The following is a 22,867-nucleotide window of genomic DNA, read 5'->3' as shown; positions in this document are numbered from 1 at the left end:
GATGCCCGTCACCCCGGTTCTCACCGCGCACTGGAAGGTCCCCGGGATCTGGACCCTGGAGACCTATGCGGAGCACGGCGGTTACAGCTCGGTCCAGGCGGCGTTCAACCTCGGGCCCGACGCGGTCATCAAGATGGTCAAGGACTCCGGCCTGCGCGGCCGGGGCGGCGCCGGCTTCCCGACCGGGATGAAGTGGAGCTTCATCCCGCAGGGCGACGGCAAGCCGCACTACCTGGTCGTCAACGCCGACGAGGGCGAGCCGGGCACCTGCAAGGACGCCCCGCTGATGATGACGGACCCGCACTCGCTGATCGAGGGCATCATCGTCGCCTCGTTCGCGGTCCGCGCGAACCGCGCGTACGTGTACGTCCGCGGCGAGCTCATCCACGCCGCCCGCCGGCTGCGCAACGCGGTGGCCGAGGCCTACCGGGCCGGCTACCTCGGGACGAACATCCTGGGCAGCGGCTTCGACCTCGACCTGGTGATCCACTCCGGCGCCGGCGCGTACATCTGCGGCGAGGAGACGGCCCTGCTCGACTCGCTGGAGGGCCGGCGTGGCCAGCCGAGGCTGCGCCCGCCCTTCCCGGCGACGCACGGCCTCTACAACTCGCCGACGGTCATCAACAACGTCGAGACGATCGCCTCGGTGCCGTTCATCGTCAACAACGGCGTCGAGTGGTTCCGCTCGATGGGCACCGAGAAGTCGCCGGGGCCGAAGATCTACAGCCTGTCCGGCCACGTCACCCGGCCGGGCCAGTACGAGGCCCCGATGGGCACCACGCTGCGCGAGCTGCTGGAGCTGGCCGGCGGCGTGCGCGGCGGCCGGGCGCTGAAGGCCTGGACCCCCGGAGGCTCGTCGACGCCGATGCTGACCGCCGAGCACCTCGACGTCCCGCTGGACTTCGACGGGGTGGCCGCGGCCGGCTCGCTGCTCGGCACGGCGGCGCTCATGATCATGGATGACACCGTGGACATGGTCCCGGTCGTCCGGCGGCTCACCCAGTTCTACGCGCACGAGTCCTGCGGGAAGTGCACCCCGTGCCGGGAGGGCACCCCGTGGCTGGTGCAGATCCTGTCCCGGATGGAGCGCGGCCAGGGCGACCCGAGGGACATCGACACGCTCACCGACGCCTGCGACAACATCTTCGGCCGTGCGTTCTGCGCGCTCGCCGACGGCGCTGTGTCGCCGATCGTGTCGGGCATCAAGCACTTCCCGGAGGAGTTCGCCGCGGCGGCGAAGCCGCGGGAGCAGGCGCCGTCGAGCAACGGCGTCGCGCCGGGCTCGCCTAGCGCGCTGGCGGGAGCGCACTGATGGCGACCATCGATCTGGGAGCGTCAACACTCATGGGAGCGGCCTGAACATGACTGTCGCTACTGACGCGCCGGCGGGCGCGGGGGCAGCGCCCCCGCCTCCGCCCGACCACGTCACGCTGACTATCGACGGCCTGCCCGTCAGCGTCCCCAAGGGCACGCTGATCATCCGGGCGGCCGAGCTGCTGGGCATCGAGGTGCCGCGGTTCTGCGACCACCCGCTGCTCGACCCGGTCGGCGCCTGCCGGCAGTGCATCGTCGAGGTGGAGGGCCAGCGCAAGCCGGTCGCCTCCTGCACGACGACGGTGGCCGCGGACATGGTCGTCAGGACGCAGCTCACCTCGCCGGTCGCCAGCAAGGCGCAGGCCGGGACGATGGAGTTCCTGCTCCTCAACCACCCGCTGGACTGCCCGGTCTGCGACAAGGGCGGCGAGTGCCCCCTGCAGAACCAGGCGATGGCCAACGGCGGCTCCGAGTCCCGGTTCCAGGAGGAGAAGCGGACCTACCCGAAGCCGCTGGCCATCTCCTCCGAGATCCTGCTCGACCGGGAGCGCTGCGTGCTGTGCGCGCGTTGCACCCGGTTCTCCGAGCAGATCGCCGGCGACCCGTTCATCGAGCTGTTCGAGCGGGGCGCGGCCGAGCAGGTCGGCGTCGCGAGCGACGAGCCGTTCTCGTCCTACTTCTCCGGCAACACCGTGCAGATCTGCCCGGTCGGCGCGCTCACCTCCAGCGCCTACCGGTTCCGGTCCCGCCCGTTCGACCTGGTCTCGACGCCGACTTCCTGCGAGCACTGCGCCTCGGGCTGCTCGCTGCGCACCGACCACCGGCGCGGCACCGTGATGCGCCGGCTCGCCGGCGACGACGGCGCGGTGAACGAGGAGTGGAGCTGCGACAAGGGCCGGTTCGCGTTCACCTACGCGCGGCAGGCCGACCGGCTCACCAGCCCGCTCATCCGGGATGACGCGACCGGCCAGCTCGTCGAGACGAGCTGGAGCGAGGCCCTCGCCTACGCGGCCCGGGGTCTCGCCGAGACCCGGGACCGCCACGGCGTCGGGGTGCTCGCCGGTGGCCGGCTGTCCCGCGAGGACGCCTACGCCTACGCGAAGTTCGCCCGGCTCGCCCTGCGCACCAACGACATCGACTTCCGCGCCCGGCCGCACTCGGCCGAGGAGGAGGCGTTCCTCGGCAACGCGGTCGCCGGCACCGGCATCGGCGTCACCTACACCGACCTGGACGCCGCGCCGACGGTCCTGCTCGTCGCCTTCGAGCCGGAGGAGGAGTCGCCGATCGTCTTCCTGCGGCTGCGCAAGGCGGTCCGCAAGCACGCCACCGCCGTCTACGCCGTCGGGCCGGTCGCGACCCGGGCGCTCGGCAAGCTCGCCGGCACCCTGCTGCCGGCCGTGCCGGGCGGCGAGGCCGACCTGCTGACCAGCCTCGGCGGCGGGCGTCCCGGCCCGGCCGGCGAGCTGGCCGGCTCGGTCGCCGACGCGCTGCGCAAGCCGGGCGCGGTGATTCTGGTCGGCGAGCGGGCGGCCGAATCGCCCGGCACGCTGACCGCCGCGCTGCGGCTGGCCGAGGCCACCGGCGCCGGGCTCGCCTGGGTGCCGCGCCGGGCCGGGGAGCGCGGGGCCCTCGCGGCCGGTGCGTTCCCGTCGCTGCTGCCTGGCGGCCGGCCGGTCGCCGACCCGGCCGCGCGCGCCGAGGTCGAGGCCGTCTGGGGCGCGAAGCTGCCCGGCGGGCCCGGCCGTGGCACCGCCGAGATCCTGGCCGACGCCGCCCTGGAGAACGCCGGTCTCGACGGCGTGATCGTCGCAGGGGTGGACGTCGATGACCTGCCCGACCCGGCCGCCGCGCTCGAGGCGCTCGCGACCGTGCCGTTCCTGGTCTCCCTCGAGATCCGCCGCTCGGCGATCTCCGAGGTGGCCGACGTGGTGTTCCCGGTCGCGCCGGTCGCGGAGAAGGCCGGCTCGTTCGTGGACTGGGAGGGCCGGCTGCGGCCGTTCCAGCGGGCGCTGGAGACCGACGCGCTGCCCGACCTGCGCGTGCTGCACCTGCTCGCCCAGCACATGGGCGTCGATCTCGGCGTCCCGGACGTCGGCGCCGCGGCCCGCGAGCTTGCCGCGCTCGGCCGCGCCAGTGCTCCGATCGATGGTGGCCAGAAGCGGGCCGGGCGGGTGCCGGCGCCGGCCGTGTCGGCGGCCACGCCCGCCGTTCCGGCGGCCGGCTCGGCGCTGCTGGCCAGCTGGCACCAGCTGATCGACGACGGTGCCCTGCAGGACGGGGAGCCGTACCTGGCCGGGACCGCCCGGCCGGCGCGGGCGCTGCTGTCCGCGGCGACGGCCGCCGAGATCGGCGCGGCCGACGGCGGGCTCGTCACGGTCAGCACCGACCGCGGCGCGATCACGCTCCCGCTGGAGGTCACCGACATGCCCGACCGGGTGGTCTGGGTCCCGACCTACTCGCCCGGCTCGCATCTGAACCGGTCGCTCGCGGTCTCGGCGGGCGCCGTGGTGGCCATCGCGGCCGCCGAGACCGCGCCGGCCACGTCGTCGACCACCCGCGAGACGGTCGCGGCGGGGGGTGCGGCATGAACACCGCCCTCCTGGTCGCCGCCGGCTCGACCGGGGCCGACCCGGACCTGTCCCGGTTCGGCTCGGACCCGTTCTGGCTGGTCCTGATCAAGGGCGTCGCGGTCTTCGCGTTCCTCATGATCATGACGCTGTTCGGCATCGTGTTCGAGCGCAAGGTCGTCGCCCGGATGCAGGTCCGGCTCGGGCCGAACCGGCACGGGCCGAAGGGCTGGGGACAGAGCCTCCTCGACGGCATCAAGCTGATGCTGAAGGAGGACATCATCCCGGCGCTGGCCGACAAGCCGGTGTTCCTGCTGGCCCCGCTGGTGTCCGTCATCCCGGCGCTGATCGCGTTCGCGGTCATCCCGTTCGGGCCCGAGGTCTCGATCTTCGGCCACCACACGGTGCTGCAGCTGGCCGACCTTCCCGTCGGGGTGCTCTACCTGCTCTCCGCGGCGTCCATCGGGGTGTACGGGCTGATCCTGTCCGGCTGGTCGAGCGGCTCGACCTACCCGCTGCTCGGCTCGCTGCGCTCGGCCGCTCAGATCATCTCCTACGAGATCGCGATGGGCCTGGCCTTCGTCGCGGTGTTCATGTACTCCGGGACGCTGTCGACCTCAGGGATCGTCGAGCACCAGCGGCACATGTGGTACATCGCCCTGTTCCCGTCGTTCGTGATCTACATGATCTCGATGGTCGGCGAGACGAACCGGACGCCGTTCGACCTTCCCGAGGCCGAGGGCGAGCTGGTCGGCGGCTTCCTCACCGAGTACAGCTCGATCAAGTTCGCGTTCTTCTACCTGGCCGAGTACGTCAACCTGGTCACGGTCTCCGCGGTCATGACGACGCTGTTCCTGGGTGGCTGGCAGCCGCCGCCGATCCCGGGGCTGTCGTCCCTGAACCACGGCTGGGTCCCGCTGATCTGGTTCATGATCAAGCTGCTGCTCGTGATGTTCTTCTTCGTGTGGCTGCGGGGCACGCTGCCTCGGCTGCGCTACGACCAGTTCATGAGCTTCGGCTGGAAGATCCTGATCCCGTTCGGGCTGGTCTGGGTGCTGTTCATCGCCGCGCTGCGCACCATCCGGCAGAGCGACACCTCCGACGCCCGGCCCTGGCTGATCGGCCTCGCCGTGATCCTCGGCCTGTTCGTGGTCGCCGAGTTCCTGTTCGGCGGACGGCGCTCCGCGGACGAGGACGACGACGACGCGGACGGCCAGGGACCACCCAGTCTGGAGAACATCCCGTGGCCCCCGCCGCCTGGCCAGGACCGCGAGAACGGGGACATCGACAGGGGGGCGGCCAGGAATCCGGCCGTCATCCCGGCTGGCCCGCGCCAGCGTGAGGAGTTCTAGACCATGGGCTACTTCGATTTCTTCAAGGGCTTCGGTCTCACCTTCGGCAACATGTTCCGCAAGCCGGTGACGGAGTCCTACCCAGAGCAGAAGAAGCCGACCGCGCCGCGGTTCCACGGCCGCCACCAGCTCAACCGGCACCCGGACGGGCTGGAGAAGTGCGTCGGCTGCGAGCTGTGCGCGTGGGCCTGCCCCGCCGACGCCATCTACGTCGAGGGCGCGGACAACACCGACGAGGAGCGTTTCTCGCCCGGTGAGCGGTACGGCAAGGTCTACCAGATCAACTATCTGCGCTGCATTCTGTGCGGACTGTGCATCGAGGCCTGCCCGACCAGGGCCCTGACGATGGGCAACGAGTACGAGCTCGCCGACGACAGCCGCAATGACCTGATCTTCACCAAGGAGCAGCTGCTCGCCCCGCTCCGGGAGGGGATGGCGGCACCGCCCCACCCGATGTACCTCGGCGAGACCGAGACCGACTACTACCGCTGGGACCCGAACACACCGTTGCCCGCCTTCCAGGAACTGGCGCGCGACGGCGGGTCTGGTTCGGAGCACTGATGGACGCGCAGTTGCTTGCCGCCGCGGCACCGATCACCCATGTGGGTGTCGGGGAGACGCTGACCTTCTGGATCATCGCCCCGATCGCGGTGATCGGGGCGCTGGGGATGGTCTTCGCCAAGAAGGCCGTGCACGGCGCGCTCATGCTGGTCGCCAACCTGTTCTGCGTGGCGGTCTGCTACCTGCTGCAGGACGCGCCGTTCCTCGGCTTCGTGCAGATCGTGGTCTACACCGGCGCGATCATGGTGCTGTTCCTGTTCGTGCTGATGCTGATCGGCGTCGAGTCCAGCGAGTCGCTGGTCGAGACGCTGCGCGGCCAGCGGGTCGCGGCCGTCGTGCTCGGCCTCGGCTTCGCCGGCCTGCTGGTCTTCCCCCTGGGGAAGGCGATCAAGAACCAGCCGGCCGCGGGTGTGGCCGACGTGAACCAGGCCGGCGGCGGGAACATCCACGCGATCGCCCGGCTGCTGTTCACCCAGTACGTGTTCGCCTTCGAGGCCGTCTCGGCGCTGCTGGTCATCGCGGCGGTCGGCGCGATGATCCTCAGCCACCGCGAGCGGACCGGGCCGCGGCCGTCGCAGAAGGAGACGCTGCGCCGGCGGATCGCCGAGGGCCGGGTGCTGACCCCGGTTCCGGGCCCGGGCGTGTACGCCCGCGCCGACTCGGCGGACCAGGTTCCGACGCTGCCGGGCGCGGATCGCGGCCTGGTCGGCGGCGTGCCGACCAGCCTGCCGCCGGGTGAGGAACCGCCCGGCGGGACCGGGCCGGGTGGTGGCGTCGGTGGCGACTCGCCCGACGCCTCGACCGGTCCCGGTGCCGCGAACGGGTCGGCGCCGGTCGGCGCCGGAAAGGGGAGCGGGCTGTGAACCCGGGGAACTACCTGATCCTGGCCGGGCTGCTGTTCGCGATCGGCGCGGTCGGCGTGCTGGTCCGGCGCAACGCCATCGTCGTGTTCATGTGCGTCGAGCTGATGCTCAACGCGGTGAACCTGACGCTGGTGACCTTCTCCCGGATCAACGGCAACCTCGAGGGCCAGGTCATCGCCTTCTTCGTGATGGTGGTCGCCGCGGCCGAGGTCGTGATCGGCCTGGCGATCATCTTGACGATCTTCCGAACCCGCAAGTCCGCGTCCATCGACGACGTGAACCTGCTGAAGTACTGAGCCTTTGAACGACCGAGCCCCCGGGCTCGGCGACACCGGGCGGCCGGCGGCTCGGCGCGCCTGGCCCCGGTGTCGGCCCCACTTGCCCTGCAGAACCGACGCAGTACGGAACAACGCCGTCCTGAGCCGCTAGCGAAGAACGGACCCACTTCAGTGACGCTGCTAGCCGAAAACCCGCCGTCCGCCGACGCCGCGTCGGCGCGTCCCCTGGCCGACGCGCGATGAGCCCGGCTGCCCCGGCCCACGCTGTGCATTACGCCGCCGCGAGCGGTGCGTTCTCGCTGACCTGGCTGCTCATCGCCCTGCCGCTGGCCGGCGCCGCGATCCTGCTGCTCGGCGGCAAGCGCACCGACAAGTGGGGCCATCTGCTGGGCACGCTCGCGGCGGTGGCGAGCTTCGTCGTCGGTCTGGTGCTGTTCTTCTCGCTGCACAGCAAGGCCGGCGACCAGCGCGCCGTCTCCCAGCACCTGTTCTCCTGGATTCCGGTCAACGGCTTCCAGGTCGACGTCGGCCTGCTCGTCGACCAGCTCTCCGTCGTCTTCGTGCTGCTGATCACCGGTGTGGGCTCGCTGATCCACATCTACTCGATCGGCTACATGGCGCACGACCCGGCGCGGCGGAAGTTCTTCGCCTACATGAACCTGTTCCTCGCCTCCATGCTGCTGCTGGTGCTGGGGAACAACTTCCTGGCGCTCTACGGCGGCTGGGAGCTGGTCGGCCTCTCGTCCTTCCTGCTCATCAAGTTCTGGGAGTACAAGCCGGCCGCCGCCACCGCGGCGAACAAGGCCTTCTACATGAACCGGGTCGGCGACGTCGGCCTGGCGCTGGCGATCATGTTCCTGTTCGCCACGCTCGGCTCGACGAACTACGACACGGTCTTCACCGCCGCCGCCGGGCACGTGCTCAGCTACGGCACGATCACCGCGATCGCGCTGCTGCTCCTGCTCGGCGCCTGTGGCAAGTCCGGCCAGTTCCCGCTGCAGGCCTGGCTCCCGGACGCCATGGAGGGCCCGACCCCGATCTCCGCGCTCATCCACGCGGCGACGATGGTCACCGCCGGCGTCTACCTGATCGCCCGGTCGGCCCCGATCTTCAACGACACCCAGGCCGCGCGGACCGTCGTCCTCATCATCGGCGCGGTCACGATCATGATCGGCTGCATCATCGGCTGCGCGTACGACGACATCAAGAAGGTGCTCGCGTACTCGACGGTCAGCCAGATCGGCTACATGTTCCTGGCGGTCGGCCTCGGGCCGGCCGGCTACGCGCTGGGCATCATGCACCTGCTCGCGCACGGCTTCTTCAAGGCCGGCCTGTTCCTCGGCTCCGGCTCCGTCATCCACGCGATGGACGACGAGCAGGACATGCGGAAGTACGGCGGCCTGTGGAAGTACATGAAGGTCACCTGGGTGACGTTCGGCCTCGGCTACCTGGCCATCATCGGCTTCCCGCCGTTCTCCGGGTTCTTCACCAAGGACAAGATCATCGAGACGGCGTTCGACAAGGGCGGAACGTCCGGCTACGTGCTCGGGATCGTCGCCCTGCTCGGTGCCGGCATCACCGCCTTCTACATGACCCGGCTGTTCCTGATGACCTTCCATGGGAAGGCGCGCTGGGAGCACGAGGGTGAGAACGCGAAGCACCCGCACGAGTCGCCGTTCACGATGACCGGGCCGATGATGCTGCTGGCCGTCGGGTCGGTCTTCGCCGGTGGCCTGTTCGTCCTGGGCAGCTCGATGCAGAACTGGCTCGCCCCGGTCGTCGGCGAGCACGGCGAGGCGGACCACACGCTGAACCCGGTCGTGCTGACCCTGCTCACGCTCGTCGTGATGCTCGGCGGCGTCGCGGGCGGGCTGCTGCGCTACCAGCTGCGCCCGGTGGACGCGGTCGCCAAGCCCGACGCTCAGGTCAGCCCGCTGACCGTCGCGGCCCGCCACGACCTCTACGCGAACACCTTCAACGAGGCCGCCTTCATGATCCCGGGCAACTTCCTGGTCCGGTTCCTGGTCTGGTTCGACAAGATCATCATCGATGGCGCGGTGGGCGGTACCGCCGCCGGCATCGGTGGGCTGTCCGGCCGGCTGAGGCGCACCCAGACCGGCTACGTCCGGACCTACGCACTTTCGATGTTGGGAGGCGCGATCCTCGTGATCGGGGCCCTGCTGCTGGTGAGGGCGGGCTGACATGCACACCGCCCCCTGGCTGACAATTCTGCTTGCCATCCCGCTCGTCGGCGCGGTCGTCGTCGCGCTGATCCCGAAGACCGCCAGCACGTTCGCCAAGCAGCTCACGCTGGGGCTGACGATCGTCGAGCTGGTCATCGCGGTGATCGCGACCGCCGCCTACCGGCCGAACGTCCCCGGCTTCCAGTTCACCCAGCGGTACGACTGGATCAAGCAGTTCGGGGTGTCGTACTCGGTCGGCGCCGACGGCATCTCGATCGTGCTGATCCTGCTGGCCGCGGTGCTGGTCCCCGTCGTCGTGCTGGCGAGCTGGCACGAGTGCGAGGAGGGCAAGCGCTCCGTCCCGGCCTTCTTCGCCCTGCTGCTCGCGCTCCAGGCCGGCATGGTCGGCGTCTTCGCCGCCACCGACGTCTTCCTGTTCTACGTCTTCTTCGAAGCGATGCTCATCCCGATGTACTTCCTCATCGGGAGCTACGGGGCGCCGAAGGAGCAGACGCAGCGCGCGTACGCGGCGGTCAAGTTCCTGCTGTACAGCCTGTTCGGCGGCCTGCTGATGCTCGCCGCGGTGATCGGCCTGTACGTCGTCTCCGTGCACCAGCTCGGCCACGGGACGTTCGACTTCGCCACGCTGCGGCAGATGAAGATCGACCCGACCACGCAGAAGTGGCTGTTCCTCGGCTTCTTCCTCGCGTTCGCGATCAAGGCGCCGCTGTTCCCGTTCCACACCTGGCTGCCGGACGCCGGTGCCCAGTCGCCGACCGGCGGCGCGGTGCTGCTGGTCGGCGTGCTCGACAAGGTCGGCACCTTCGGCCTGATCCGCTACTGCATCCCGCTGTTCCCGGACGCGGCCGACTACTTCGCCCCGCTCGTGCTGGCGCTGGCGGTGATCGGCATCTTCTACGGCGCGCTGCTCGCGATCGGGCAGCGGGACATGAAGCGGCTGGTCTCCTACACGTCGCTGGCCCACTTCGGCTTCATCGCGCTGGGCTGCTTCGCCTTCACCTCGCAGGCCGGCGTCGGCGCGGTGCTGTACATGGTCAACCACGGCCTCTCCACCGGCCTGCTGTTCCTGGTGGTCGGCTTCCTGGTGGCCCGCCGCGGCAGCCGCGACGTGGACGCCTACGGCGGCATGGCCAAGGTGACGCCGGTGCTGGCCGGGGTGTTCCTCATCGGCGGTCTGTCGTCGCTGGCGCTGCCGGGCCTGAACAGCTTCGTCTCCGAGTTCCTCGTCCTGGTCGGCACCTTCACCCGCTACCGGGCGCTGGCGATCGTCGCGACCTGCGGCATCGTGCTGGCCGCGATCTACGTGCTGAACCTCTACAAGCGGACGATGACCGGCCCGGTGACGCAGGAGAACTCGCTGCTCACCGACCTGTCCGTGCGCGAGAAGCTCGTCGTCGCGCCGATCATCGCGCTGATCATCGCCCTCGGGGTCTACCCCAAGCCGTTGATCGACATCATCCGGCCGTCGGTGACCGCCACGTTCACCGACGTCGGCCATCACGACCCGGCGCCGACCACCCCGGTCGCCGGCGCGAGCACCACCGGAGGCCACTCGTGAGCGCCAGCACAGCCATCACGGCCGCCGCGCCGGTGACGATCCCGCCGATCAAGGTTCCGTCCATCGAGTACGTCTCGATGAGCCCCGTGCTGATCGTGCTCGGGCTCGCGTTCGTGGGCATCCTGGTCGAGGCGTTCACGTCGGCGTCCACCCGGCGCAACCTCCAGCCGGTGCTGGCCTTCCTCGGCTTCCTGGTGGCGTTCATCGCCGTCTGCCTGCTGCACACCCGCCGGGCGACGCTGGTGGACGGCGCGCTGGCCATCGATGGGCCGACGCTGTTCCTGCAGGGCACGATCCTCGTGTTCGGCCTGCTGGCCGTGCTGCTGGTCGCCGAGCGGCGGCTGGACTCGACCGGCGGCGCCATCGTCGCCCAGGCCGCGGTCACGCCCGGCGCGGCCGGCTCCAACGCGCTGCAGACCTCCCAGAACATGCAGACCGAGGCCTATCCGCTGATGGCGTTCTCGGTGTCCGGCATGCTGATGTTCGTCCAGTCGAACAACCTGCTGGTGATGTTCGTCGCGCTGGAGATCCTGTCGCTGCCGCTGTACCTGCTCGCGGGCCTGGCCCGCCGGCGCCGGCTGCTCTCGCAGGAGGCGGCGCTGAAGTACTTCCTGCTCGGCGCGTTCTCGTCGGCGTTCTTCCTCTACGGCCTGGCGATGATCTACGGCTACGCCAGCACCGTGAACCTCGGCGGCATCGCGACGGCGGCGAGCACCGTCGGTAAGAACGACACCTACCTGTACTTCGGGATCGGCCTGCTGGCCGTCGGGTTCTTCTTCAAGATCGGCGCCGCGCCGTTCCACTCGTGGACCCCGGACGTCTACCAGGGCTCGCCCACGCCGATCACCGCGTTCATGGCGGCCGGCACCAAGGTCGCGGCCTTCGGCGGTCTGCTGCGGGTGTTCTACGTCGCCTTCGGCGGTCTTCGCTGGGACTGGCGGCCCGTCGTCTGGTCCGTGGCAATTCTCACAATGGTCGTCGGTGCCGTCCTCGCGCTGACCCAGCGCGACATCAAGCGGATGCTCGCCTACTCGGCGATCGCGCACGCCGGCTTCCTGCTCGTCGGCCTGGCCGGCACGAACACCGACGGCCTGTCCGGTTCGATGTTCTACCTGGTCACCTACGGCTTCACCACGATCGCCGCGTTCGGCGTCGTCTCCCTGGTCAGGACGAGCGACGGCGAGGCCAGCGACCTGTCCCAGTGGCAGGGCCTGGGCCGCACGTCACCGCTGCTGGCGGGCGTTTTCGCCTTCCTGCTGCTGGCCCTCGCGGGCATCCCGCTGACGAGCGGCTTCACCGGTAAGTTCGCGGTCTTCCAGGCGGCGATCGCCGGCAACGCGACCGGGCTGGTCGTCATCGCCCTGGTCTGCAGCGCCATCGCGGCGTTCTTCTACGTCCGGGTGATCGTGCTGATGTTCTTCTCGAACCCGCCGGCCGATGGCCCGGTCGTGGTGACCCGGCCCACTCTCACCTACGCCACGGTCGGGGTCGGCACCCTGCTGACACTGCTCCTCGGCGTCGCGCCGCAGCCTTTGTTGGACCTCGCTAGTCACGCGGCGGCCTCAGGCTTCGTACGCTGATGGCGGTATGAGCGCAACCGGGCTGGACACCATGGGGATCAGGGCCGACCCTGATCTCGAAATCGCCGTGCGAGCGGGTCTCACGGGCGTGGAGCGCGTGCTGCGCGACGCGATCCGTAGCGAGTTCGCGTTCGTCACGGAGGCGTCACGACATCTCACCGATGCGGGCGGAAAACGATTCCGCCCCATGGTGGTGCTGCTCGCGGCGCACTTCGCCGACCCGGCCGCGCCGGAGGTGATCCAGGCCGCGGCCGCCATCGAGCTGACCCACCTGTCGACCCTGTACCACGACGACGTGATGGACGAGGCCCCGCTTCGCCGCGGGGCCGCCTCCGCGAACGCCCGATGGACGAACACGGTGGCCATCCTCGTCGGCGACTACCTGTTCGCCAGGGCCTCGGAGATCACCGCCGATCTGGGCCCGGAGGCGACGAGGATCCTCGCCCAGACGATCGCCACCCTGTGCGAGGGCCAGATCCGGGAGACCGTGGGGCCGATGCCCGACGACGACCCGGTCGAGCACTACCTGCGGGTCGTCACGGGCAAGACCGCGTCCCTGATCGCCGCCTCCGGCCGGCTCGGAGCCATGATGTCCGGCGCGGACCCCGTGACGGCCGACATCCTGGCCACCTTCGGGGAGCGCATCGGGGTCTGCTTCCAGCTCTCCGACGACATCATCGACGTCTCGTCGGCCACCGCTGACTCCGGCAAGACCCCGGGGACGGACCTGCGGGCCGGCGTCCTGACGTTGCCGGTGCTCTACACGCTGCGGGGCAGGGACAAGGGCGCCGACCGGCTGCGTGAGCTGGTGGCGGGTGGCTTCACCGCGGACCCGGCCGTCGAGGAGGCGCTTGAGATCCTGCGCGGCCACGCGGGGATGGACGAGGCGCGGGCCGAGCTGCGCTCCTGGGCCGCCAGCGCCCGTGGCTGCCTCGCTCCGCTCCCTGAGAGCTCGGCGCGGACCGCCCTGGAGAGCCTCACCGACTTCGTCATCGCCCGGACCGGCTGAGGCCCGTCGGGCACCCACCCCTGACAGACGGAAGGGCCCGGCTCCGATCACTCGGAGCCGGGCCCTTCCGTGTTGCCGGTCCTGCTCACCGCCCGGCGCGACGACCCACGGAGTGGGGCCGCGCTGGGCGGTCGGACTCTCCTAGACGAACCGGCCGATGACCGCGTGCTCGTTCGACGGGTGGTCGGCGCTGGTCACCACGAACGGGTCGGCCGAGGAGCTGGTCGACCGGTATGTGGTGCTGGTCGCCGTGACCGCCGAGCTCGGGCTAGGCGCCGCGGACGCGTGCGGGGTGGACCCGGAACTGGTCGACGAGCTGTTCGACGAGTCCGGCCCCGACGGCGTCGTGGCGGAACCGCTGGGGCTCGTCGAGCCCGTCGGGCTCGGCGTGCCGGACGAGTCGGGCGACGTGGACGGGTCCGGCGAGTTCAACGGGTCAGGCGACGTCGTCGGGCCCGACGACGCGGTGCCCACGATGTTGCCCAGGTCGAGGTCGCCGATCCCAAGCCAGGTCAGGGTCCCTGTGCCGATGCCGTTGGCCGGGCCGGCAGGCGACGACGAGTCGGTGCTGGCCGCGGCGTCCGGCGTGCTGGCCGCCATCGGGTCCGCGTTCGGATCCGCCGAGGTCACCGCCGGGTTGAGCGGCCCGGCGGCGTTGACGTAGCCACCGTCGCCGTAGACCACGCCGCCGGTGAGGTCCCCGAAGGTGGACGGGGACTCGGCCTGCGAGGGCGTCGGCGCGGTTGTCTGGCGGCTGCTCGTCCCCCCGCCGGGCGCGGTCGGGGTCAGGTGCGGCCCGTCGTCCATCGTCCCGCCACCCGCGGAGGCGACGTCGGTGGACTCACTCGTCGGCCACTGGCCCGTGGCCGTTCCGCCCGCACCGGGCTTGATCGTCAGCGATCCGGTGTCGGTCGCCATGACGGCCGTCCCGACGAGAGCCGACAGCCCGGCGAGCGACGCGGTGCTGGCGATCGCCAGCCGAGCCCGGGCGCTGCCCGGACGACCGGCCGGTGCCCGGTGCGCTCCCGGAGCCCGCTGACCGCCGTCAGGCCGCTCCGCGCGCTCGACCCGAGGCCGCGCGCCGCCAGGCGTCGCACGGTTGCCGGGAGCCGTGCGGCTTCCCCCAGCGCGCGTGGCGCCCGCGCGGGACTCGATCACGGTCCCGCCGGCGTGGTCAGCCGAAGCCGCCCGGCCGGCATCGCGCGCCGAGAGCGTCGCGGCCCACGACCGCGACGCGATCCGGTCCTCGTAGTCCGGGCGGGCGTCGTAGTCCGAGTAGCCACCGCCGGATCCGGGATAGCCGCCGGTTGTCCGGTAGCGCTCCTGGTAGTCGTCGAAGCCGTAGCCGGGCTCGGCGTACCCCTGGCCCGCCGGAGCGCGGTACTGCTGCTCCTGGGCCGCGACCGCCTCGATGCGCCGGAGCGTGCCCGGCGTCGACGGCGGGCCAGATCGCGGGTCGAACTCGCCAGGCGGCGGGACGGGCGGCGCTGGAATCCGCGCCGACGGTCCGGCCGGCCGATGGACCTGCGCGACCGCGGCGACGTGGCCGCGGACGGGCGGCCAGCCGTCCTCTGCCGGGTAGGCCTCGTAATCGTCATGAGGCCGCCGGTCGGTGAAGTAAGGGCTACCCACGTCGACTCCCGGCGGATGCCAGGCCACGGGCGGACGGGTTGTTACGCCCGGCAGCAGCCTCGTGGTGTCGGAAGTTGTGACCGTGCACGGAGCCTCCGGCTTGGTTCGGTGTGTGACCCCCCCCGGGCAACACCGCACGTACCCCCACGCGCACTATGACCATACCGGACATCGATCACGAATCCACTTCTGCCCCCCCGTCATGGGCCGCCGACCATCCGCATAACGGCGGCCCAATGCGGCCGACCCTCGACCGGGGCCGACCGCCGGCTCAGGTGTGAGCGGCGACGGGTGGAGTGGCCGGTGTCGGGGCTACCGGCGTGAGGACCAGCTGGCCCGTCCCGCCGGCGCCGCTGCCCGCCGTGCCCACGGCGGCGCCGAGCGCACCGCCCGGCGACATGGAGGACGTGCCGGGAGGCGCGCTGCGGGTCAGCGCGAACACCGGGAACGGGTAGGACTTCGCCGACCCCTGCGCGCCGCCGACCGCGAAGGTGGGGGTCGCGCCCGCGCTGCTCGCCTCTCCGCCGTCGACGAGGCGCAGCACCAGGGCGGTGGCGACCGCGACGATCACGACCCCGAGGGCGGCGACCACGGCGAGCTGGCGCCGACGCCGCAACCGGGCCCGGCGGACGCCGTGCTTCGCGGGCGGAGCGCTCGCCGCGGCCTTCTCGCCGTCGGCGGCCGGCAGCACGGCGGTCGAGGACGCCGCCACGGGCTTCGTGACCCGGCGTTGTGCCGTCGGGGCAGGAGGCGCGCCGGCCGGGCCAGCCGCGAGCGACTCGCGGAAGGCCGTGATCGGGATGGCGCTCGTGTCGGAGGGCGCGAAGCCACCGCTGGCGACGTCGGTCGGCGGCGGCTGGTAGTAAGGCGCGAAAACGTCCGGCGCGGCCGGCTGGACCAGGCCGGGGAACGGCCCGGCCTCCGCCGGCGGCTGCGGGTAACGGGCCTGCTGGACGTCGTTCGCGGGCCGCGGCGGGTCGGCCGGAGGCTGGTACTGGCCCAGGTCGCCGGGATAGAGGGCGTCCTGGCCGTAGGCACCGAGCGTCAGCGGGTCCTGGTAGGGCGCCGCGGGAAACGTCCCGGCCTGGTAGAGCGGCGTCGGGTACTGGCCGGTCGGGTACTGGCCCGCCGGATATTGGCCAGTCGGGTACTGGGCCGTCGGGTACTGGGCCGTGGGGGGCTGGCCCGGCGCGGCGGGCTGGTCGACCGGGTACTGGGCCGTCGGGTACTGGGGCTGCGCGTACTGCTCGGTCGCCGGGTACAGGGCTTCCGGCGACTGATCCACCGGGAAGCCCGCCGTCGGGTACTGGGCCGGGTAGCCCGCCGTCGGGTACTGAGCGGCCGGGTACTGGGCTGGCGGGGGCTGGCTCGGCGCCGGTGGCAGTGACTCGCGGAACGCCGTGATCGGGATGGCGCTGGTGGCGTCGGTCGGCACGAACCCACCGCCGGCGTCGGTCGGCGGCGGGTAGGCCGGCGGCTGCGGGTACCCGCCGGGGTAGGCCGGGTTCGCGAGAGGCTGGTCCCAGGGCGACGGCTGGGTTGGCTGCCGCCAGGGGGACGCCACCGGGGCGGCCGGCGGCGGTCCCGCCGACGGCGGCCCGTAGCCGGGTTCCGGCTGCGCGAACCAGTTCGCCCAGTTCTCGCCCGTCGGCAGCCCGGTCGCCCCGCCGGGCGGCGGTTCGCCTCCCGGCGAATAGGTCGGCTGTGCGCCGGCCGGCAGGTAACCGCGCGGCCCGGCGGACTGGTACGGATCCTGCTGGCCGCCGGGGCCCGCGGACATCGACGGGTCGTCCGCCGGATCGCGGTACGGCGTCTGCAGGTACAGCGGGCCGAGCGGGAACGGACTGGTGTCGCTGGGCGAGAACCCGCCGTCGGCCTCCGCGGGCGGCAGCGGCGGGTAGGGGAACCCGTAGCCGCCGGCCTGCTGGGCCTGGGCCGGCCAGCGCGGGTCGGGCTCGTGGCCGGCGTCGCCCGGGCCAGCGGGCTCGGCCCGGTTGCCATCCATCGCCGGAAGAGCCTCCGCGTGCCGGGAGCGTCGAACGGATCGTCAACGCCCGGGGATTTGGGGCGGGAGACTCGGTTCGGGTACTCCGGTGGAGCCCAGACGTTTTTCCCACCTCACCCGTTGCGTCTGGAACGGGCGTGCCTCTGACCTTACTGCCCGCCATCGGTCCGGAACCGGACGGGGCGGAAGAGTTGTGCCGAGTGGGAGCGGGACCTGCGCCGGGTCGGGCCTGGCTCTGAGCTGGGCATCGGGCCGGCCCGGAAAGACCACAGGGCTCACACCCCCTTTCCGGGGGCGTGAGCCCTGTGGGCTGACTGGTACTGGGCCGGCTAGATGGTCCAGGTCTCCTTGCCGGCGATCATCTTCATGAGGTCGCCCGCGCCCTGGCGCTCCTTGGCCCGGCTGATCTGGGCGTTGAGCTCCTCGTCATAGCTGGGCACGTCGACGTCACGGAAGACCCCGATCGGGGTGACACCGTGGCTGTCGCCGGTCAGCCGGGACAGGGCGAACTGCTGGCTCGGGTCGGTGGCGTGCGCGTCGTGCAGCAGGACGCCCGGGTCACCGGCGGCGCAGACCTCCAGCGAGCCGTCGGCGGCCCGTCGAACCGCCTTGCCACCGTCGGCGCCGAACGTGAGCGGCTCGCCCTGGCGCAGCCGCAGCGTCGCGTCGTCCTTGGTGTCCCGGTCCTTCATCGCGTCGAAGGCGCCGTCGTTGAAGATGTTGCAGTTCTGGAAGATCTCGACGAACGCGGCGCCGGGGTGCTCGGCCGCGGCCCGCAGCACCGAGGTGAGGTGCTGGCGGTCCGAGTCGACCGACCGGGCGACGAAGGTGGCCTCCGCGCCGATCGTCAGCGACGTCGGGTTGTACGGCCGGTCGAGCGAACCGTGCGGCGTCGACTTGGTGATCTTGCCGATCTCGGAGGTCGGCGAGTACTGGCCCTTGGTCAGGCCGTAGATCCTGTTGTTGAACATCAGGATCTTGATGTTGACGTTGCGGCGCAGCGCGTGCAGCAGGTGGTTGCCACCGATCGACAGCGAGTCGCCGTCACCGGTGATGACCCACACCGACAGGTCGGGACGCGAGGTCGCCAGGCCCGTCGCGATGGCCGGAGCGCGACCGTGGATCGAGTGCATCCCGTAGGTGTTCAGGTAGTACGGGAAGCGCGACGAACAGCCGATGCCGGAGATGAAGACGACGTTCTCGCGGGCGATCCCGAGTTCGGGCAGGAAGCCCTGCACGGTCGAGAGGATGGCGTAGTCGCCGCAGCCGGGGCACCAGCGGACCTCCTGGTCCGAGGCGAAGTCCTTGCGGCTCAGCGGAATCGTCGTCGCCGGGACCAGGTCGAGCAGCCGGTTGGTCACCCGGCCGTCGCCAACCTTGCCGTTGGTGGTGACGGTCACTGGTTGATCACATCCTCGAGAACGCCGGCCAGCTCAGCCGCCTTGAACGGCATGCCCCGGACCTGGTTGTAGCCGATCGCGTCGACCAGGAATTCCGCCCGCACCAGCATCCGCAGCTGGCCGAGGTTCATCTCCGGCACCAGCACGCGGTCGTAGGACCGCAGCACCTCGCCGGTGTTGGCCGGGAACGGGTTGAGGTGACGCAGGTGCGCCTGGGCGACCTGCAGACCCTTCGCGCGCACCCGGCGGACCGCCGCCGCGATCGGGCCGTACGTCGAGCCCCAGCCGAGCACCAGCACACGGGCCGAGCCGGTCGGGTCGTCGACCTCCAGCGGCTCGATGTCGGCGGCGATGCCGTCGACCTTCGCCTGGCGCAGCCGGATCATCTTGTCGTGGTTGGCCGAGTCGTAGGAGATCGTGCCCGAGCCGTCGGCCTTCTCCAGGCCGCCGATCCGGTGCTCCAGACCCGCCGTGCCCGGGACGGCCCACGGGCGGGCCAGCGTCTGCGGGTCACGCAGGTACGGCCAGAACTCGCCGTCGTGGTTCGGCTCGGTGGTGAACTCGACCGTCAGGTCGGGCAGTTCCTCGCGGGTCGGCAGCAGCCAGGGCTCGGAGCCGTTGGCCAGGTAGCCGTCCGAGAGCAGGAACACGGGGGTGCGGTACTTGGTCGCGATCCGGGCCGCCTCGATCGCGGCGTGGAAGCAGTCCGACGGCGACCGCGGCGCGATGATCGGTACCGGCGCCTCGCCGTTACGGCCGAACATGGCCTGCAGCAGGTCGGCCTGCTCGGTCTTGGTCGGCAGACCGGTCGACGGGCCGCCACGCTGGATGTCGACGATCACCAGCGGCAGCTCGAGGCTGACCGCGAGGCCGATCGTCTCCGACTTGAGCGCCACGCCGGGGCCGGAGGTCGTGGTGATGCCGAGCGAGCCGCCGAATGACGCGCCGAGCGCGGCGCCGATGCCGGCGATCTCGTCCTCGGCCTGGAACGTGCGGACGCCGAACTGCTTGTGCTTGCTCAGCTCGTGCAGGATGTCCGACGCCGGGGTGATCGGGTAGCTGCCCAGGAACAGGTCCAGCCCGGTCAGCTCGCCGGCGGCGATGAGGCCGTAGGACAGCGCCAGGTTGCCGGACACCCGCCGGTAGAGGCCGGCCTTCATCCGGGCCGGCGCGACCTCGTAGGTCACCGAGAACGACTCGGTCGTCTCGCCGTAGTTGAAGCCGGCGCGCAGCGCGGCGATGTTCGCCGCGGCGATCTCGGGCCGCTTGCCGAACTTGGTCTGGAGGAACTCCTCCGTGCCCGCGGTCGACCGGTTGTACAGCCAGCTCATGAGGCCCAGGGCGAACATGTTCTTCGCCCGCTCGGCCTCCTTCTTGTTGACCGACCCGGCGACGCCTTCGGTGGCGTTGACCGCATTGATGGTCATGGAGGTCAGCGGGACCCGGTGCACGCGGTATTTGTCCAGCGTGCCGTCGCTCAGCGGGTCGGTCGCATAGCCGGCCTTCTTCAGGTTTCCACCGGTGAAGGCGTCGGTATTGACGATCAGGTCACCGCCCGGCGGCAGGTCTTTCAGGTACGCCTTCAAGGCGGCCGGGTTCATCGCCACGAGGACGTCGGGCGCGTCACCCGGCGTCAAAATGTCGTGGTCGGAAAAATGCAGCTGGAAACCGGACACACCGGCCGGAGAACCAGCTGGCGCTCGGATTTCGGCGGGAAAGTCCGGGAGCGTCGACAGGTCGTTGCCGAACACCGCCGTCTCGCTCGTGAACTGCTCGCCGGTGAGCTGCATACCGTCGCCGGAGTCGCCGGCGAACCGCACGACGACCCGGTCGAGCTGGCGAGTCTCCCTGCCGGCTCCCTGCGCCCGGACCTGCTCGCGGACCTGCTCAGACACCTTCAGTAACCTCCTCAGGTACCGGACCAGCCTACCTGTCGGCCCATTTGGGCGCGCGGATAGCGGCGCCTGCGCCGCCGAGGGGTGAGCCGTCCGGCACGCCAGGTGGCACCTACTTGTCGGTAGTCATATCACGCTACGTGTCCGGGCCATCTCTAGCGGTCGTGTGGCCGGGACATCCTTCGTTCCGATGGGGCCCGGTGCGCTTCGCGTGCCGGTCAACCTGCCATCTCAACGATCGACATTTCGCGCTCCGACCGGCGGATTGCCTGCGATGTCAGGTATTTGTCACCGGCAGGTTCGACCGGCCACTTCCCCAGTGTCGCCGAGGACGTCATTCGCGCGTCCGCCGGATGCGACTTCATCCCGATGACCTCGCCCACACTATGTGGGATTGGACACCATGCCGGTCCGGTGCCGATCCTCCCCGTTCAACCGGAGCGTGCCGGGTGCGTGCGGTTACCTCGACGACCCGAGGCGTCCTGGCCGGGCGCTGGGTTGGCAGCGGGGTCGGCAACGCCGAACGGCCGGGGTGCCGGGGCATCACTGCCGAGACTGCCAAGGCGGGACAATCGGTGGGTGCAGCTGGACATCGGGGTGGTCGGGTTCGGGCGGGCCGGAGCCGCCGTCGCGGTGGCGCTCGCGGACGCGGGCCATCGGCTTGTCGGGGTGTCGGTGCGCTCCGCGGCGGCCGCCGAGCGGGCCGAGCGCTGGCTGCCCGCGGCGCAGCACCTGCCGGTCGCCGAGCTGGCCACCAGGGTCGACGTCCTGGTCCTCGCCGTCTCCGACGACGCCCTCGGCCCGGTCGCCGTCACCGTCGCGCACCCCGGCGGGCCTGGCGGGCCGCGTCCCGGCACGGTCGTGGCCCACCTCAGCGGCCGCCATGGGCTCGGCCCGCTGACACCGGTCGTCGCGCGCGGCGCGTACCGGGCCGCCATCCACCCGATCATGAGCCTGGCCGGGCTGGATCCAGCGGCCGACGCCGGCCGGCTGCGCGGCACGACGTTCGGTGTGACGGCCGACCCGGCGGCCACGCCGGTCGCCCGCCGGCTGGTCGCGGACCTCGGCGGGCGGACGGTCGAGGTCCCGGACGAGGCCCGCACGATCTACCACGCGGCGATCGTGCTCGGCGCGAACTACCTGGCCGCGCTCGCCGGCGCCGCCGCCGACCTGCTGACCGGCGTCGGCATCGACGACGCCCGGGCCGCACTGGCGCCGCTGTTGCGGGTCTCGCTCGACAACGCGCTGCGGGACGGGGACGCCGCGACCACCGGCCCGGTCCGCCGCGGCGACGCCGGGACGGTCGCCGCCCACCTGGCCGCGCTGCTCGCCGCCGAGCCGACCGTCGTCCCGGCCTACGTCAGCCTCGCCCGGCTCGCGGCTCAGCGGTTGGAGACGTCCGGACTCCTGGCCGCCCCGGCCGCGGCCACCCTCCGCGCGGCCCTGGACGGCGCCGACCGCGCCTGACGCCCACCGCGCCTGACGTCCACCGTGCCTGACGCCGACCGCGCCTGGCGAGGTGCGGGGCGGGCACGGACGTGCGCAGGATGCGCGGCGGGAGCCGGACGGGCGGGCGGCCGAACCGACGTCGTACCGGGCGGTGCGTCGGGTGCTCCGGAGGTCCGCTCTTGTCGGGACGCGCTGGCCGGGTGTCGCAGACTGGCTTATCTCGGGGCAACTGGGGCATCACGGACGCTTGTGCACGGACGGGAACGCCGGCCGGCATCGTCGGCGTTGAAGTGGTTGCAACCTACTGACACGACAGGACAACGGGACGCCATGTCTCACCTCAACGGTCTCAAGACCGCCTTGCTGCTCGGCGTGCTGTCGGCCGCGATCCTCGCGGTGGGGGCTATCTTCGGCCGAAACGGGCTGATCATCGCCCTCTGCATCGCCGTCCTGATGAACGGCTTCTCCTACTTTTTCTCCGACAAGCTCGCGTTGCGGGCAATGCGGGCCTACCCGGTGAGCCAGGTTGAGCAGCCGCGTCTCTACGCGATCGTCCGCGATCTCGCGACGCGCGCCCGTATGCCGATGCCACGGCTTTACGTGAGTCCCACCAGCGCGCCGAACGCGTTCGCGACCGGCCGTAACCCGAAAAACGCCGCGGTGTGCTGCACCGAGGGAATCCTCGAGCTGATGGATGACCGTGAGCTGCGCGGAGTGCTCGGCCACGAGCTAAGCCACGTGCACAACCACGACATCCTCATCGCGTCGGTGGCCGGGGCGCTCGCGAGCGTCATCGTCTACCTGGCCAACCTCGCCCAGTTCGCGGCCTTCTTCGGCGGCCGGAACGAGGACGGCCCCGGCATGTTCGAGCTGCTCCTGCTGATCATCCTCGGCCCGATCGCCGCGACGATCATCCAGCTCGCCATCAGCCGAGCCCGTGAGTACCAGGCCGACGAGTCCGGCGCGACCCTGACCGGCGACCCGATCGGCCTCGCGAACGCGCTGCGCAAGCTGGAGTCGGGCACCGCTGCCCGGCCGCTCGCGCAGAGCTCGCGGCTCGCGCCCGTCTCGGCACTGATGATCGCCAACCCGTTCCGGTCCGGCGGCGTGACCCAGCTCTTCTCGACCCACCCGCCGATGGACCAGCGGATCGCCCGGCTGGAGGAACTGGCCCGGCTGAACCCGTACCGCTGACCGAGA

At 71.3% G+C, this 22,867-nt stretch carries 16 protein-coding genes; 12 read left to right on the top strand and 4 right to left on the bottom strand.

The window, feature by feature from the left end:
• The first annotated feature begins 1 nt into the window (after position 1).
• From nuoF to FRAEUI1C_RS31125, 10 genes are all read left to right on the top strand, one after another.
• On the top strand, positions 2-1,312 hold the full coding sequence (gene nuoF / locus FRAEUI1C_RS31170; RefSeq protein ID WP_013427366.1) for an NADH-quinone oxidoreductase subunit NuoF: 1,311 nt from the start codon (positions 2-4) through the stop codon (positions 1,310-1,312).
• A 49-nt stretch (positions 1,313-1,361) separates the two neighbouring features.
• Complete coding sequence (locus FRAEUI1C_RS31165) at positions 1,362-3,902, top strand: NADH-quinone oxidoreductase subunit G (protein ID WP_013427365.1); 2,541 nt, start codon at positions 1,362-1,364, stop codon at positions 3,900-3,902.
• Positions 3,899-5,233, top strand: a complete 1,335-nt coding sequence (gene nuoH, locus FRAEUI1C_RS31160; RefSeq protein WP_013427364.1) for an NADH-quinone oxidoreductase subunit NuoH — start codon at positions 3,899-3,901, stop codon at positions 5,231-5,233. The genes FRAEUI1C_RS31165 and nuoH overlap by 4 nt, the downstream gene beginning before the upstream one ends.
• Positions 5,234-5,236: 3 nt before the next feature.
• Positions 5,237-5,794, top strand: coding sequence for an NADH-quinone oxidoreductase subunit NuoI (gene nuoI, locus FRAEUI1C_RS31155; protein ID WP_013427363.1), 558 nt, complete (start codon positions 5,237-5,239; stop codon positions 5,792-5,794).
• Complete coding sequence (locus FRAEUI1C_RS31150; RefSeq protein WP_013427362.1) at positions 5,794-6,657, top strand: NADH-quinone oxidoreductase subunit J; 864 nt, start codon at positions 5,794-5,796, stop codon at positions 6,655-6,657. The genes nuoI and FRAEUI1C_RS31150 overlap by 1 nt, the downstream gene beginning before the upstream one ends.
• Entirely contained in the window at positions 6,654-6,953 is a 300-nt protein-coding gene (nuoK, locus tag FRAEUI1C_RS31145) for an NADH-quinone oxidoreductase subunit NuoK (protein ID WP_013427361.1), read from the top strand. Before FRAEUI1C_RS31150 ends, nuoK begins: the two co-directional genes overlap by 4 nt.
• Positions 6,954-7,174: 221 nt before the next feature.
• Positions 7,175-9,136, top strand: a complete 1,962-nt coding sequence (gene nuoL / locus FRAEUI1C_RS31140) for an NADH-quinone oxidoreductase subunit L (RefSeq protein ID WP_013427360.1) — start codon at positions 7,175-7,177, stop codon at positions 9,134-9,136.
• 1 nt (position 9,137) lies between these two features.
• Positions 9,138-10,697, top strand: coding sequence for an NADH-quinone oxidoreductase subunit M (locus tag FRAEUI1C_RS31135; protein ID WP_013427359.1), 1,560 nt, complete (start codon positions 9,138-9,140; stop codon positions 10,695-10,697).
• A complete protein-coding gene (nuoN, locus tag FRAEUI1C_RS31130; protein ID WP_013427358.1) occupies positions 10,694-12,277 on the top strand; it encodes an NADH-quinone oxidoreductase subunit NuoN in 1,584 nt (527 codons plus the stop codon). The genes FRAEUI1C_RS31135 and nuoN overlap by 4 nt, the downstream gene beginning before the upstream one ends.
• Positions 12,278-12,284: 7 nt before the next feature.
• The gene (locus FRAEUI1C_RS31125; protein ID WP_013427357.1) at positions 12,285-13,286 is read left to right on the top strand and encodes a polyprenyl synthetase family protein; all 1,002 of its coding nucleotides are present in this window, start codon (positions 12,285-12,287) and stop codon (positions 13,284-13,286) included.
• Positions 13,287-13,427: 141 nt separating this feature from the next.
• On the opposite strand, the gene FRAEUI1C_RS31120 is transcribed toward FRAEUI1C_RS31125, so the two are convergent.
• From FRAEUI1C_RS31120 to FRAEUI1C_RS31105, 4 genes are all read right to left on the bottom strand, one after another.
• Positions 13,428-14,918, bottom strand: coding sequence for a hypothetical protein (locus FRAEUI1C_RS31120; RefSeq protein WP_013427356.1), 1,491 nt, complete (start codon positions 14,916-14,918; stop codon positions 13,428-13,430).
• A gap of 271 nt (positions 14,919-15,189) precedes the next feature.
• Complete coding sequence (locus tag FRAEUI1C_RS31115; protein ID WP_013427355.1) at positions 15,190-16,923, bottom strand: hypothetical protein; 1,734 nt, start codon at positions 16,921-16,923, stop codon at positions 15,190-15,192.
• Positions 16,924-17,252: 329 nt separating this feature from the next.
• Positions 17,253-18,323 (bottom strand): 2-oxoacid:ferredoxin oxidoreductase subunit beta, encoded by a 1,071-nt coding sequence (locus FRAEUI1C_RS31110; RefSeq protein WP_013427354.1) that lies wholly within the window; start codon positions 18,321-18,323, stop codon positions 17,253-17,255.
• Positions 18,320-20,218, bottom strand: coding sequence for a 2-oxoacid:acceptor oxidoreductase subunit alpha (locus FRAEUI1C_RS31105; protein ID WP_013427353.1), 1,899 nt, complete (start codon positions 20,216-20,218; stop codon positions 18,320-18,322). Before FRAEUI1C_RS31105 ends, FRAEUI1C_RS31110 begins: the two co-directional genes overlap by 4 nt.
• A 579-nt stretch (positions 20,219-20,797) precedes the next feature.
• On the opposite strand from FRAEUI1C_RS31105, the gene FRAEUI1C_RS31100 reads away from it, so the two are divergent.
• Both FRAEUI1C_RS31100 and htpX read left to right on the top strand, forming a co-directional pair.
• Complete coding sequence (locus tag FRAEUI1C_RS31100; RefSeq protein WP_013427352.1) at positions 20,798-21,685, top strand: Rossmann-like and DUF2520 domain-containing protein; 888 nt, start codon at positions 20,798-20,800, stop codon at positions 21,683-21,685.
• 312 nt (positions 21,686-21,997) lie between these two features.
• Complete coding sequence (gene htpX / locus FRAEUI1C_RS31095; protein ID WP_013427351.1) at positions 21,998-22,861, top strand: zinc metalloprotease HtpX; 864 nt, start codon at positions 21,998-22,000, stop codon at positions 22,859-22,861.
• Positions 22,862-22,867: the final 6 nt, after the last annotated feature.

Source organism: Pseudofrankia inefficax (genome assembly GCF_000166135.1).
Classification (GTDB): Bacteria; Actinomycetota; Actinomycetes; order Frankiales; family Frankiaceae; genus Pseudofrankia; species Pseudofrankia inefficax.
This window is presented reverse-complemented; position numbering and strand designations above follow the sequence as displayed.

Coding starts and splice junctions, on each gene's coding strand:
- nuoF (WP_013427366.1), top strand. CDS start 2: ATGCCCGTCACCCCGGTTCTCACCGCGCACTGGAAGGTCCCCGGGATC.
- FRAEUI1C_RS31165 (WP_013427365.1), top strand. CDS start 1,362: ATGACTGTCGCTACTGACGCGCCGGCGGGCGCGGGGGCAGCGCCCCCG.
- nuoH (WP_013427364.1), top strand. CDS start 3,899: ATGAACACCGCCCTCCTGGTCGCCGCCGGCTCGACCGGGGCCGACCCG.
- nuoI (WP_013427363.1), top strand. CDS start 5,237: ATGGGCTACTTCGATTTCTTCAAGGGCTTCGGTCTCACCTTCGGCAAC.
- FRAEUI1C_RS31150 (WP_013427362.1), top strand. CDS start 5,794: ATGGACGCGCAGTTGCTTGCCGCCGCGGCACCGATCACCCATGTGGGT.
- nuoL (WP_013427360.1), top strand. CDS start 7,175: ATGAGCCCGGCTGCCCCGGCCCACGCTGTGCATTACGCCGCCGCGAGC.
- FRAEUI1C_RS31135 (WP_013427359.1), top strand. CDS start 9,138: ATGCACACCGCCCCCTGGCTGACAATTCTGCTTGCCATCCCGCTCGTC.
- FRAEUI1C_RS31125 (WP_013427357.1), top strand. CDS start 12,285: ATGAGCGCAACCGGGCTGGACACCATGGGGATCAGGGCCGACCCTGAT.
- FRAEUI1C_RS31115 (WP_013427355.1), bottom strand. CDS start 16,923: ATGGATGGCAACCGGGCCGAGCCCGCTGGCCCGGGCGACGCCGGCCAC.
- htpX (WP_013427351.1), top strand. CDS start 21,998: ATGTCTCACCTCAACGGTCTCAAGACCGCCTTGCTGCTCGGCGTGCTG.